At 71.8% G+C, this 12,754-nt stretch carries 11 protein-coding genes; 6 read left to right on the plus strand and 5 right to left on the minus strand.

Annotation, left to right across the window (positions count from 1 at the left end):
* The 3 genes from NS184_RS15540 to NS184_RS15550 all read right to left on the minus strand — a co-directional run.
* Window positions 1-631 (minus strand): hypothetical protein (locus tag NS184_RS15540; RefSeq protein ID WP_206556296.1); only part of this gene is annotated, 631 nt, incomplete at its 3' end.
* 7 nt (window positions 632-638) lie between these two features.
* The gene (rfbA, locus tag NS184_RS15545) at window positions 639-1,502 is read right to left on the minus strand and encodes a glucose-1-phosphate thymidylyltransferase RfbA (RefSeq protein ID WP_058727007.1); all 864 of its coding nucleotides are present in this window, start codon (window positions 1,500-1,502) and stop codon (window positions 639-641) included.
* A 10-nt stretch (window positions 1,503-1,512) separates the two neighbouring features.
* Entirely contained in the window at window positions 1,513-2,121 is a 609-nt protein-coding gene (locus tag NS184_RS15550; protein WP_058727016.1) for a dTDP-4-dehydrorhamnose 3,5-epimerase family protein, read from the minus strand.
* 116 nt (window positions 2,122-2,237) lie between these two features.
* Between NS184_RS15550 and NS184_RS15555 the strand changes: the two genes are divergently transcribed.
* The 6 genes from NS184_RS15555 (at window position 2,238) to NS184_RS15580 (ending at window position 11,026) form a co-directional block, all read left to right on the plus strand.
* Window positions 2,238-3,179 (plus strand): glycosyltransferase family 2 protein, encoded by a 942-nt coding sequence (locus tag NS184_RS15555; protein WP_058727008.1) that lies wholly within the window; start codon window positions 2,238-2,240, stop codon window positions 3,177-3,179.
* Window positions 3,172-6,042: a hypothetical protein gene (locus NS184_RS18430; RefSeq protein WP_193750502.1), complete on the plus strand. Its 2,871-nt coding sequence runs from the start codon at window positions 3,172-3,174 to the stop codon at window positions 6,040-6,042. Before NS184_RS15555 ends, NS184_RS18430 begins: the two co-directional genes overlap by 8 nt.
* Window positions 6,043-6,120: 78 nt before the next feature.
* Complete coding sequence (gene rfbB / locus NS184_RS15565) at window positions 6,121-7,107, plus strand: dTDP-glucose 4,6-dehydratase (RefSeq protein WP_058727010.1); 987 nt, start codon at window positions 6,121-6,123, stop codon at window positions 7,105-7,107.
* A gap of 35 nt (window positions 7,108-7,142) precedes the next feature.
* A complete protein-coding gene (rfbD, locus tag NS184_RS15570) occupies window positions 7,143-7,994 on the plus strand; it encodes a dTDP-4-dehydrorhamnose reductase (RefSeq protein WP_058727011.1) in 852 nt (283 codons plus the stop codon).
* 207 nt (window positions 7,995-8,201) lie between these two features.
* Window positions 8,202-9,344 carry a glycosyltransferase family 4 protein gene (locus NS184_RS15575; RefSeq protein WP_058727012.1) on the plus strand — a complete coding sequence of 381 codons (1,143 nt, stop codon included), beginning with the start codon at window positions 8,202-8,204 and terminating at the stop codon, window positions 9,342-9,344.
* Window positions 9,345-9,421: 77 nt separating this feature from the next.
* A complete protein-coding gene (locus NS184_RS15580) occupies window positions 9,422-11,026 on the plus strand; it encodes a glycosyltransferase family 39 protein (protein ID WP_058727013.1) in 1,605 nt (534 codons plus the stop codon).
* Window positions 11,027-11,068: 42 nt separating this feature from the next.
* On the opposite strand, the gene purE is transcribed toward NS184_RS15580, so the two are convergent.
* Together purE and NS184_RS15590 are read right to left on the minus strand one after the other, a co-directional pair.
* Window positions 11,069-11,581 (minus strand): 5-(carboxyamino)imidazole ribonucleotide mutase, encoded by a 513-nt coding sequence (purE, locus tag NS184_RS15585; RefSeq protein ID WP_058727014.1) that lies wholly within the window; start codon window positions 11,579-11,581, stop codon window positions 11,069-11,071.
* Between the two features lie 9 nt (window positions 11,582-11,590).
* Window positions 11,591-12,694: a glycosyltransferase gene (locus NS184_RS15590; RefSeq protein ID WP_058727015.1), complete on the minus strand. Its 1,104-nt coding sequence runs from the start codon at window positions 12,692-12,694 to the stop codon at window positions 11,591-11,593.
* Window positions 12,695-12,754 lie beyond the last annotated feature (60 nt).

Raw genomic sequence — 12,754 nt, forward strand, 5'->3', positions numbered from 1 at the left:
CCGGGAGGCACGGTGCCGGCACGACCGCCCGCTGCGGCACCGAGACGGCCGGCTGGTCCGCGCCGAGCAGCACGTCCGTCGCCCGGTCACCACGGTCGTCCGACCACGGCAGGGCACCGGGACGCACGAGGCGCGCACCGCCGCGGAGCTCGCCCGCCGCGGTCTGCACGAGCGCCTGGACGGGGCCGTCGCCGGGGCGGGCGAGTGCGATGAGCGCCGCGGCGTCGAGCCGCACCGACGTGTCGACGAGCACGAGCGTCCGGCCCGCCCCCCTCGCGACCCCCGCGTTCACCGCGGACCCGATGCCGTCCACGTGTTCCCGACGCACCCAGGGCAGCGTCGGGTCGAAGCCGTCGCGCGGCGAGGCGTCCGCGACGTAGGACACCACGCGCACGTCGACGTCGCCGCCGAACGCACCGCGCGCGACGGCCACGAGCCGCGGGACCTCGGCGTGCCGGTCGGAGCGGGTCGTGACGACCACGGTGACCGTCGCGTCGAGGTGCGGCAGGTCGCCGTCCCAGCCGCTGACGCGCACGACGTCGGCCGACGCGGCGGGGCCGTTCCGGGCCTCCCGGCCGGTGTCGGCGGCGGCCCCGTCGTCGGGGCGGCGCGTCCGGCGGAACAGGCCCACGGTCGGATCAGGCGTCGAGCAGGCGCTGCAGGTACACGCCGTACCCGCCCTTGACCAGCGGTGCCGCGAGCTCGGCGAGCTGCGCATCGTCGATCCAGCCGTTGCGCCAGGCGATCTCCTCGATGCAGCCGATCTTGAAGCCCTGCCGGTCCTCGATCACCTTGACGTACTCGGAGGCCTGCATCATCGACTCGAACGTGCCGGTGTCGAGCCAGGCGGTGCCGCGGTCGAGGACCTGGACACCGAGCTCGCCGGCCTCGAGGTAGCGCTCGTTCACCGTCGAGATCTCGAGCTCTCCACGCGCGCTCGGTTCGATCGTCTTGGCGATCCCGATGACCTTGTTGTCGTAGAAGTACAGACCGGGCACCGCGTAGTTCGACTTGGGCTCGGTCGGCTTCTCCTCGATGGAGACGGCCGTGAAGTCGTCGTCGAACTCGACCACGCCGTACGCCGTCGGGTCGGCCACGTGGTAGGCGAAGATCGTGGCGCCCTGCACGTCGGTGTTCTTCCGCAGGTTCGTGCCGAGGCCCGTGCCGTGGAAGATGTTGTCGCCGAGGACGAGCGCGACGCTGTCGTCACCGATGAAGTCCTCGCCGATGACGAACGCCTGCGCGAGGCCGTCCGGGCTCGGCTGCACGGCGTACTGGATGTCCATGCCCAGTGCCGAGCCGTCCCCGAGCAGGGCCTTGAACTGCTCGTTGTACTCCGGCGTCGTGATCACCAGCACCTCGCGGATGCCGGCCATCATCAGCGTCGACAGCGGGTAGTAGACCATCGGCTTGTCGTAGATCGGCATGAGCTGCTTGCTGATGCCCTTGGTGATCGGCCAGAGCCGCGTGCCGGATCCACCGGCGAGGATGATGCCCTTCACGTGGAGCCCCTTACTTCTTGGTCCGGAGGGACTCGGTGTAGGCCACCGCTTCCTCGTAGGTCGGCAGCAGCCCCTGCTCGGCGGCCTGTTCGAGCGTCGGCGCCGTCGTGTCCTTCTCGGACAGCACGGGCTCGCCGAGGCCCTCGGGCAGCTCGAGCCCGACCGTCGGGTCGAGGATCGTGATCCCCTTCTCGCGCTGCGGGTCGTAGTGGGCGCTGACGAGGTAGTTCACCGTGGAGCGGTCCTCGAGCGCGACGATCGCGTGGCCGAGCCCCTCGGACAGGTAGACGGCCCTGCGGTCGACGTCGTCGATCCGCACCGAGTCCCACTGCCCGAAGGTCGGCGACCCGACGCGGATGTCGACGATGTAGTCGATGAACGCGCCGCGGACGGCGGTGACGTACTTCGCCTGGCTCGGGGCGACGAGGGCGTAGTGGATGCCCCGGGCGACGCCGGCCGAGGAGATCGACATGTTCACCTGGCGGAGGTCGAGCGCGTGGCCCACCGTCTCCTCGAGGACGTCGGCGCGGTAGGCCTCGAGGAACGCTCCTCGTGCGTCGCCGTGCTGCACGGGCGTGAACTCCCACGCGCCGGGGATCTTGAGTTCGCGGATCTGCACCACGGCAGCCTAGCAAGCCGGCTGGTACACCACGTTCCACTCCCCGCACGCACGTTCGCACTAGGCTGTTGAGGCCTCGCGCCCCCGTCAGACATCGAAACGAGACCTGCAGCCCCGTGAAGTTGTTCGTACAGATCCCCTGTCTCAACGAGGAGAACACCCTCGCCAGCGTCATCGACTCCATCCCGCGCGAGATCGACGGCATCGACGAGGTCGAGATCCTCGTCATCGACGACGGCAGCACGGACCGCACCGTCGAGGTCGCGAAGGAGCACGGCGTCAAGCACTTCGTGCACCACACCACGAACATGGGCCTGGCCCGGTCGTTCCGCGACGGCGTGGACTACGCGCTCCTGCACGGCGCCGACATCGTGGTCAACACCGACGGCGACAACCAGTACCCGCAGGCCCAGATCGCCGAGCTCGTGCAGCCGATCCTCCGGAAGGAGGCGGAGATCGTCATCGGCGACCGCCAGACCCGCACGATCGAGCACTTCTCCGGGTTCAAGAAGCTCATGCAGCGCTTCGGGTCCTGGGTGGCATCGCGGGCGGCCGGCCTCGACCTCCCCGACGCGGCGAGCGGGTTCCGCGCGTACTCGAAGTACTCCCTCATCCGGCTGAACATCGTGACGCGCTTCAGCTACTGCATGGAGACCATCGTGCAGGCCGGCTACAAGCGCCTCGCGATCGCGTCGGTGCCGATCACGACGAACCCGAAGACGCGTGAGTCCCGGCTGTTCAGCAACATCTGGCAGCACATGTTCCAGTCCGGCTCCGCGATCGCACGCGTCTACCTCATGTACCGGCCGATGGCGCTCTTCGCCTGGGTCGCGGCGGTCCTCGGCGCGCTGGGGCTGTGGCCGCTCGTGCGCTACCTCGTGCTCCTCGCGATGCACACCCCTGGTAACCACCTGCAGTCGATCATCCTCGGCGTGGTCCTGCTCATCACCGCTGTGCTCGCGGTCGTGATCGGCGTCGTCGCGGACCTCACCCGGCTGAACCGGACGCTGGCCGAGGAACAGCTCGACCTCCAGAAGCTGCAGCGCTACGGTGACTGAGCGCGACGCGATGGACCTCGACCGCCGAACCCGCTTCGCCCTCTGGCTCCGACGCCCCTCCTCGTGGATCGAGGTGGCGGCGTGGGCAGCCCTCGTCGCCTTCGTCGCGTTCACGATCGGACCGGCGCTCCTCGGGCAGGGGACGTTCCTCAACACCGGGTTGCTCAGCCGGTACACCCCGTGGGGTGAGTCGCTCGAGACGCTCCAGAACTCCACGAACATCCTGTCCAGCGACACGCTCGACAGCGTGACGCCGCAGACGACGCTCCTCGTCCGACTCGCGCACGAGGGCGTCTTCGGCGCCTGGAACCCGTACGTCGCCGGCGGTGTCGAACTCGGCGGCGTGCCGAACTCGGGCGCGTGGTCCCCGCTCTCGCTCCCGTGGTGGATCCTCCCGTTCACCTACGCGGCCGGTGCGGTGAAGCTGCTCGAGATCGTGGCCGTCACGGTCGGCATGTCCCTCCTGCTCCGACGCTGGGGTGTCCCGCGCGCGGCGTGGCCGATCGCGTCGCTCGTCTTCGCCTCGTCCGGGTTCATGGTCGCGTGGTCGAACTGGCCGCAGACCCGCGTGGCGGCGTTCATCCCGCTGCTCTTCTGGGCGATCGACCGGGCCGCGGTCGAGCTGAAGGCCCGCGACCTGCTGAGCGTCGGCCTCGTCGTGATGAGCATGCTGCTCGGCGGCTTCCCGGCGGTCGTCGGCTACGCGCTCTTCGTCGGCGGGTTCTTCTTCCTGGCCCGCACGATCGTGGTGCACCGGGCGGTCCGGGGTGTGCTCGTCAGCGCTGCGATCGCGATCGGCGGCATCGTGCTCGGCGTCCTGCTGTCGGCCTGGCAGCTCGTCCCGTTCGCGATCAGCGCCTCGAACGTCGTGGACTTCAACGGTCGCGGGCAGAGCGGCGGCAGCGGCCTCGGCTCGAACCCGATGGTCAGCTCCTGGATCCCGGACATCTCCTCGCTGGCGAGCACCGGCGCGGCGTGGAGTGCCCGCAACCCCGTCGAGGAGTACTCGTACCTCGGCATCGGTGCGATCGTCCTCATCGCCGCAGCGGTGCTGCTGCGCCCGCGGCTCGACCCGGCGGTGACGCTCGACGACACCAGCCGCCGTCGCCGGCGCGGGGTCCTGCCGATCGCTGCGGCACTCCTGGCGTTCAGCGTGGTGCTCGTCTTCCTCGGCGGACCGATCCTGGCGGCGGCCCGTGAGCTGCCCGTCTTCGACAGCAACCCGATCGGGCGCGCCCGCGTCGTCGTCGGCTTCTTCGCGGCCGTCGTCGCCGGCATCGGCTTCGGCCGGGTCGCCGACGCCGAGGTCCTCCGGGACGAACTCGCCCGGTTCCGACGGGCGACCCCGCTGCGCCGCGCCACCCGCGTCGCGACCGTGGTGCTCGTCGTGCTCTTCACCGCCGCCGTCGGACTGCAGACCGCCCTCGCGCTCGAGACCGTGCCGACCGACTACGTGCACCGGACCAAGCTCGAGACGCTCGCGGTCGGCCTGGTCGGCGCAGGGGTCGCGGTCTGCGTCCTCGCGGCGTGGCTGCTCCGGAACCGCGTCGTCCGGGTCACCGCCGCGGTCCTGGTCGCCGCCGGGGTCGCCGCGCCCGCGGTCGTCGCCACGCAGCCGTGGTGGCCGATCGCGTCGAACTCGACCTTCTACCCGTCGTCCCCCGCGATCCGGTACCTCCAGGAGCACGTCAGCGACCAGGACCGCTACGCCACCACGGGCAGCGCCACCCTGCCGGGCTCGGCGTCCTACTACCGCATCCGCTCGACGACCGGTCACGCGTTCCAGACCGCCGAGTGGAAGCAGCTCATGCGCAAGGTCGATCCGAAGACCTACCCGACGGCGTCCTACCTGACGTTCCAGCCGAACGAGATCCCCGAGCTGGTCGACTCGGCGATCCTCGACCGGGTCGCCACGAAGTACATCGTCGCCGACCCCTCGGCACCCGTCGCGGGCACGAGCGAAGCGGGGGCACCGCAGACGAAGTGGTCGGACCTGACGGCGTCGAACCCCTCGGTGGACTCGGCGAGCCACACGGGGCCGGTCAACGGGATGACGATCACCGGCCCGCCGGCACTGACGACGTCGACGGACGGCATGACGCTCACCGTGTCGCTGATCGACGACGCCACGGGGAAGACCCTGACGTCGACGGAGAGCTGGGTGCCCGCGATGGGTGGCCCCCGGAACGTCGCCGTCGAGGGCTCGGACATCCCCAGGACCACGTCGTGGCACGCACGGATCACGATCACCGGGCAGTCGAAGCTCGTCCCGATCGGCACCGACGACGACGGCAAGGCCGTGCTCACGCTGTTCCGTCCGGTCGCGGGTCAGGGCGTGTCCGTCGTCCACACCGGCGACGCGACGATCTACGAGCGCGACACGGCGCTCGACCGGGTCCGCTGGGCGTCGGACCAGCGCGTCGTGTCGACCAAGTACGGTCGGGTCGACACGCTCGCGGACCACTCGCTCCCGGCCGACACGGTCGTCCTCAGCGAGCAGACCGACCACCGAGCGGACACCGGGGCCGACGCGGAGGTGGCCCTGCAGCCCGGGGACACCAGCGAGACGATCGCGAAGGTCGACGCATCCGGCGCCGGCTGGCTCGTGGTGATGGACTCGGTGCAGCGTCCGGGGTGGCACGCCACCGTCGACGGGAAGCCCGTCGACCTGGTCGCCGCCGACAACGCGGGTGGAGCGGTGTGGGTGCCGGAGGGCGAGCACACGGTCCGTGTGTACTACACCGTCCCGCGCCTGGCCACCGGCTGGCTCGTCACGGGGAGCACCGTCGTGCTCGCCGTCCTGGTCAGCACGGTCGTCGTCGTCGCCGGTCGACGCCGACGGCGTGCGCGCACCGGCGCCTGAGCCGGTGCTTGCTAGCATCGGTCCTCGATCCAACGACCACACCGGCGCCGCCGGTGACAACGCAAAGGAACCTGCCTCGTGAAGATCCTCGTCACCGGAGGGGCCGGCTTCATCGGCTCGAACTTCGTCCGCCGCACCCTGGAGGACGCCTACCCGGGCCTCGAGGGCGCCGAGGTCGTGGTCTACGACGCGCTGACCTACTCGGGCAACGAGGCCAACCTGGCACCGGTCGCCGACTCGCCGCGCTACACCTTCGTGCACGGTGACATCCGCGACGCCGAGAAGCTCGACGAGGTCGTCCCGACCGTCGACGCGATCGTCCACTTCGCCGCCGAGTCGCACGTCGACCGCTCCGTCCGCGACTCCGGGATCTTCGTCGAGACCAACGTCGTCGGCACCCAACGCCTGCTCGACGCCGCGCTCCGCCACGGCACCGAGCGCTTCGTGCACGTCTCGACCGACGAGGTCTACGGCTCGATCAGCGAGGGCTCCTGGACCGAGGACCGCCCGCTCGAGCCGAACTCCCCCTACTCGGCGTCGAAGGCCGGCAGCGACCTGCTCGCGCGCAGCTACCACCGCACGCACGGCATGAACCTGTCGATCACGCGCTGCTCGAACAACTACGGGCCGTACCACTTCCCGGAGAAGGTCATCCCCCTGTTCGTGACGAACCTCATCGACGGCAAGCACGTGCCGCTGTACGGCGAGGGCAACAACGTCCGCGACTGGCTGCACGTCGACGACCACTGCCGCGGCATCGCGCTCGTGCTCGTCAAGGGCCGTGCCGGCGAGGTCTACAACATCGGCGGCGGCACCGAGCTGACGAACAAGGAACTCACGCAGCTCCTCCTCGACGCCACCGGCCACGACTGGTCGAGCGTCGACCGCGTCGCCGACCGGCTCGGCCACGACCTCCGCTACTCGGTGGACATCACGAAGATCCGCGAGGAGCTCGGCTACGAGCCGCAGGTCCCGTTCGAGCAGGGCCTCGCCGACGTCGTGCAGTGGTATCGGGACAACCGCGCCTGGTGGGAGCCCCTCAAGGAGCGTGCGGCGCTCAGCTGAGCGGCACGACCGACCCCGACGGGATCCACGACACCATGACGCGATACCTCATCACGGGGGCGGCCGGCATGCTCGGCCAGGACCTCCAGCACGCCCTCGCCGGACGTGACGTCACGGCCTTCGGCCGCGCAGACCTCGACATCACCGACGCCGACGCCGTCGACGCGGCCGTCGCCGGGCACGACGTGGTCATCAACTCGGCGGCCTACACCAAGGTCGACGACGCCGAGACCCACGAGGACGACGCGTACGCCGTCAACGCCACGGGGCCGAAGCTCCTCGCCGAGGCCGCGGTCCGGCACGGGGCGAAGCTCCTCACCGTGTCGACGGACTACGTGTTCGACGGCAACGGCACGGCGCCCTACGCGGAGGACGCGCCGACCGACCCGATCAACGCGTACGGCCGGTCGAAGGCCGCGGGCGAGGCGTTCGTCCGTGACATCGCCCCGGACTCGTCGTACGTGGTCCGGACCGCGTGGATCTACGGCGCGCACGGTCCGAACTTCGCAGCCACGATGCTCCGCCTCGCGGCGTCGCACGACACCGTGAGCGTCGTCACGGACCAGGTCGGGCAGCCCACGTGGACCGGGGACCTCGCCGCGCGGATCGTCGAGCTCGTGGACCGCGACGCCCCGGCGGGCGTCTACCACGGCACGAACGCCGGGCAGGGGTCCTGGTACGACTTCACCCGCGCCATCTACGCCGAGCTGGGTCTCGACCCCGAGCGGGTGCTGCCCACCGACAGCACCGCGTTCGTCCGGCCCGCGCCGCGGCCGACCTACAGCGTCCTCGGCCACGACGGCTGGTCGCGCGCCGGGCTGGCGTCGATGCGCGACTGGCGCGAGGCGCTGCGCGCCGCCGTGCAGGCGGGCGCACTGCAGGCCTGAGCCGGGGTCGCCGACGCGACCAGGGACGGCCTGGAGGCACGACACCGGACCGGTGCGACGCCTCCAGGCCGTCGTCGCGTCGCGCCGGACGCATGCCCGCGCCGGACGGATGCACCGCCGGTCCGTCACGGGGTCCTCCCCGTCCCCCCCTGGTAGGGTCAGCCAGCCGGGTCACGGCACCACGACCACGACGAGGAGCACGCCAGCATGACCACTCTCCACGTCGTCGTCGACCAGGTGGTGGCCCCCGTCCCCGGCGGGATCGGCCGCTACGCGGAGGAGCTCACCCGCCACCTGGTCGCGAACGCGCCGGAGGGATGCGACGTCGCAGCGGTGGTCTCGGCCGTCGGGAACGACGACCTCCGCCGTCTCGAGACACTCCTGCCCGGGCTCTCCGAGCTCCAGCGGCTCGCGCTCCCCCGCCGTGAGCTCTCGCTCGCCTGGCAGGGCGGGATGGTCGGCGGTCTCGCGAAGGAGATGGTGCACGCCCCGAGCGTGCTCGCGCCGCTGGTGAAGCACGACCGCGTGCAGTTCCCCGGCCGGCAGAGCGTCGTGACCGTGCACGACACCGTTCCGTGGACCCACCCGGAGACCCTCACGCCGCGCGGAGTGCACTTCCACCGCGCCATGATCAAGCGCGCGTACAAGTACGCCGACGCCGTGGTCGTGCCGACCCACGCGGTCGCCGGGGCGCTCAACGAGATCCACCGGTTCGACGACCGTCTGCGGGTGATCGGCGGCGCCCCGAGCGGCCGGCTCCGGACCCCGGTCGACGCGGACCTCCGTGCCGAGCGGCTGGGCCTGCCCGAGCGCTACGTGCTCGCCGTGGGGACCCTCGAGCCGCGGAAGGGGCTCGCCCACCTCATCGAGGCGATGGCGCACCCGGACGCACCGCAGGACGTCCCGCTCGTCATCGCCGGACCCGACGGGTGGGGTGACGTCGACGTCTACGGCACCGCCGAACGGGCCGGCCTCGCCCGTGACCGGGTGAAGGTCCTCGGACGGATCGACGACGCCGACCTCGCCGTGGCGTACGACCGGGCCACCGTGTTCGTGTTCCCGAGCCTGGCCGAGGGCTTCGGTCTCCCCGTGATCGAAGCGATGAGCTTCGGCACGCCGGTCATCCACTCCGACGACGCGGCGGTCAGCGAGGTCGCGTCCGACGCCGGCGTGACCGTGGCCCGTGATCCACGCGACTCCTACGCCGAGCGGCTCGCGCAGGCCGTGTACCAGGTGGTGAACGACCCGTTGCTCGCGTCGCAGCTGGCCGTCGCCGGTCCGGACCGCGCGCGGATGTTCGACTGGAACGACGCAGCCTTGGAGACCTGGCAGTTGCACGCCGACCTCTGACGGCACCGGTCCAGTTCCCGGTCGCGCGAGCTTGCTAGCGTTCGGACGGACCGAACTCGCGCACCGACGGGGACACGATGCCAGCAGCCGACCAGGAGCTCGACGCTCCGACCGCGAAGGACCCCTCGAGCGCCGCGGCCCCCGGGCGAGCGGTCCGCCGAGCGGTGCCGCTCTGGCTCGTCCCCGTCCTCGTCGGGGTGCTCGCCGCCCTCGTCTCGGCGATCGGTTCGTGGGTGCCCTCGGCGTGGGCGGACGAAGCCGCCACCATGAGCGCGGCGCGCCGGTCCCTCCCCGAACTCTGGCGCATGGTGCACCACATCGACGCTGTGCACGGGCTGTACTACGCCGCCCTGCACCTCTGGTTCACGGTCGTGCCCTACTCGCCGTTCACGCTGCGACTGCCGAGCGCCCTGGCGGTCGGAGTCGCGGCGGCGTTCACCGTGGTCCTCGGCGACCGTCTGGCCGGTCGGTGGACCGGCATCGTCGCCGGCCTCGTCTTCGCCGTCCTGCCCCGTGTGACCTGGGCCGGGACGGAGGGGCGGTCGTACGCCGCCACCGCGGTCGTCTCCGTCGTGCTCACGCTTGTCCTCGTGGTCGCCGTTCGTCGCACCGTGCAGCGGCGAGGACGCCCGTGGGTCTGGTGGGTGCTGTACGGCGTCCTGGTGCTCCTCAGCGGCCTGCTGTTCGTCTACGGCGTCCTCGTCGTGGCGGCCCACGCCGTGACGCTCCTGCTGTGGGTGCTGCGGCGCCGCGGTCCGGGCGGCCGCGGGTCGCACCTGCGTGCGGCGCTGTGGTGGCTCGTCCCGACCACGACGGCGGCCCTCCTGCTGTTGCCGTTCGTCCGGCTGGCATCCGGCGAGACGGGTGCGCAGCTGTTCTCCCTCCCCGAGCTCCACTGGGGACCGCTGCTGCGCACGCTGGTGTTCACGGTGCAGTTCTTCATGTCCGGCACGGTGCTCGCGTGGGTCGGCTGGGCGCTCGTCGTGGTCGGCGCCGTCGGGACGGTCGTCGTGCCGCGACTGCGCGCGCGTGTCCCGGCGGTCGAGGTGACGCTCCCGGTCATCGTGCTCCCGCCCGTCGTGGTCATCGCCGCGACGATGCTGACGCACCCGCTGTACAACGCGCGGTACTTCACCTTCGCGACGCCGTTCGTCGCCCTGGCGATCGCGCTCGGCCTGACGCTCGTGCCGTGGCGGGTCGTCTCGGCGCTCGGGCTCGCGGTGATCGTCGTGCTCGCGCAACCGCAGTGGCACATCCAGCGGCTCCCGGCGGCGAAGGACTCGTCGACCTGGGCGCAGGCGGCAGCGGACCTGACACGACTGCGCGCCGCGGAGCCGCGGGGTACCCGCGACGCGGTGTACTACGGCCCGCTGCCGCTCCACGTCAACCGCACGACGGAGTTCGTCGCCGCTGCCTACCCGGAGGCCTTCGCCGGGATGCGGGACCTGACCCTGGAACGCAGTGCCGTCGACATCGGGCAGCTCTGGGCGCAGCGTCGGAGCGCCACCGATCCGCTGCCCGACCTGTCCGGTGTCGACCGTGTCTGGTTCGTGGGGCAGCCGACGGACGACGCGCCGAAGCGCATGCAGCAGCAGCTCGTGGCCGACGGCTGGCGGGTGGTCACCGACCGACGCGACGGCGGGTTCCTGCTGCGGTCCTTCGAGCGCAGCCGAACGGGGTGAGCCGCGGGTGCTCGCGCCGTCAGCGCGGGTGCTCGCGCGCCGTCAGAGCGAGTCTCGCAGCCGCGCCGCCTTCTCCTCGACGAGCTTCTCCAGCCCGTCCGCGTGGTCGGCGAGCCGCGCGGCGACCACCGGGTCCGCGCTGCCGATGATGCGTGCGGCGAGGAGTCCGGCGTTCGCCGCACCGTTGATCGCCATCGTCGCGACCGGGATGCCCGCGGGCATCTGCACGATCGACAGGAGCGAGTCGAGACCGTCGAGCCGCGCGAGCTGCACCGGGACCCCGATCACGGGCAGGGTCGTCATCGACGCCACCATGCCGGGGAGGTGCGCAGCGCCACCGGCACCTGCGATCACCACCCGGATGCCCCGTGCTGCGGCACCCCGCGCGAACCGGGTCATCTTGTCGGGCGTGCGGTGGGCGGAGACGACGTCGGCCTCGAACGCGATGCCGAGCTCGGTGAGCGTGTCGGCGGCGGCACGCATGGTCGGCCAGTCGGAGTCCGACCCCATGATGATCGAGACGAGCGGCTGGGCAGGGGCAGCGGTGTCGGTCACGTGACGAGCCTAGCCGAGCAGCACCCGACGCCAGGCGTCGCCGTCGGCGCCGATCATCCGCTCCTGGGCGACCCACGCGGCGGCCCCGGGGTCGGCCTCGCCCCGGTCGACGGCGGCGACCACGGCCGCGCGCCACGCAGCGGCGTCGTCGGGGACGGCGACGACCCCGTGGGCCGCTGCCTCGGCGTACGAGGGGCGGTCGGACACGACGGCGGGCAGCCCGAGCGCGACGTACTCGATGGCCTTGAGGTCGCTCTTCGCCCGGTTGAACACCTCGTCGCGCAGCGGTGCGACGCCGGCACGCCAGCGCTGCCGGTGGTCGACCAGCCACCGGGCGAACGCCGGGTAGTGGCCGTCGGGCACCTCGACGCGGCGGTACCAGTCCGCGTCGCCCTCCGCGACACCGATGACCTCGAGCCGGATCGGCTGGCCGTCGGACGCGACGAGGTCGGTGAACACGTCCCGCAGGAGCTCGAGGTCGGCCGCGTGCGTCAGCGTGCCCATGTAGAGGACGCGGTGCTCGTCGGCGGGGAGGTCGTCGGTCGTCGTCGGCGCCCCCGCGGTCCAGAGCGACGGGTCGAGCGCGTTCCGCACGACCACCGTGTCCCGGGCGATGGGACGGACGACCTCGGCGAGCTCCTCCGTGCTGACCACGACGACGTCGGCTCCGCGCACGAGGGCGTCGATCGACGCGAGCCGGTCCGGGTCGTACTCGGCGCGGGCGAGCCGCTGCCTGCCGGAGTCGGTGAAGAAGTCGTCGTCGACCTCGGCGACGACCCGGACACCCCGACTGCGCGCGGCGTCGAGGAACGGCGCGACGGATGCGCGGGGCAGGACGTCGCGCTGGACGAGCACGACGTCGACGTCCGTGTCGTCCGCACCGTCCACGAACGCACCGGCGTCGACCTGCCGGACCGTTGCCGTGCCGGATGCCGCGAGGTGCTCGGTGCGGCGGACCACGCGCACGTGCGCCGACGCCGGGTGCGCACCGTCCGCACCCGCCACGACGTAGCCCACGACGGGCAGTGGCGCGGGGTCGGCCGGCGTGGTCCCACCGGCGGTCAGCGCGCGGCGGAGTCGGCGGGCGGCACGACGGACGAGATCACGCGGCATGCGTCCATGATCCCGCACACGGGGGCGGCAGCAGCGCCGACCGCACCGTCACGCCCGGCA

Origin of the sequence: Curtobacterium luteum, from assembly GCF_001475545.1 — a bacterium.
Classification (GTDB): Bacteria; Actinomycetota; Actinomycetes; order Actinomycetales; family Microbacteriaceae; genus Curtobacterium; species Curtobacterium luteum_A.

Excerpts from the sequence above, each read along its gene's own strand:
- NS184_RS15590 (WP_058727015.1), bottom strand. The coding sequence starts at position 12,694 with ATGCCGCGTGATCTCGTCCGTCGTGCCGCCCGCCGACTCCGCCGCGCG.
- NS184_RS15575 (WP_058727012.1), top strand. The coding sequence starts at position 8,202 with ATGACCACTCTCCACGTCGTCGTCGACCAGGTGGTGGCCCCCGTCCCC.
- rfbD (WP_058727011.1), top strand. The coding sequence starts at position 7,143 with ATGACGCGATACCTCATCACGGGGGCGGCCGGCATGCTCGGCCAGGAC.
- NS184_RS15580 (WP_058727013.1), top strand. The coding sequence starts at position 9,422 with ATGCCAGCAGCCGACCAGGAGCTCGACGCTCCGACCGCGAAGGACCCC.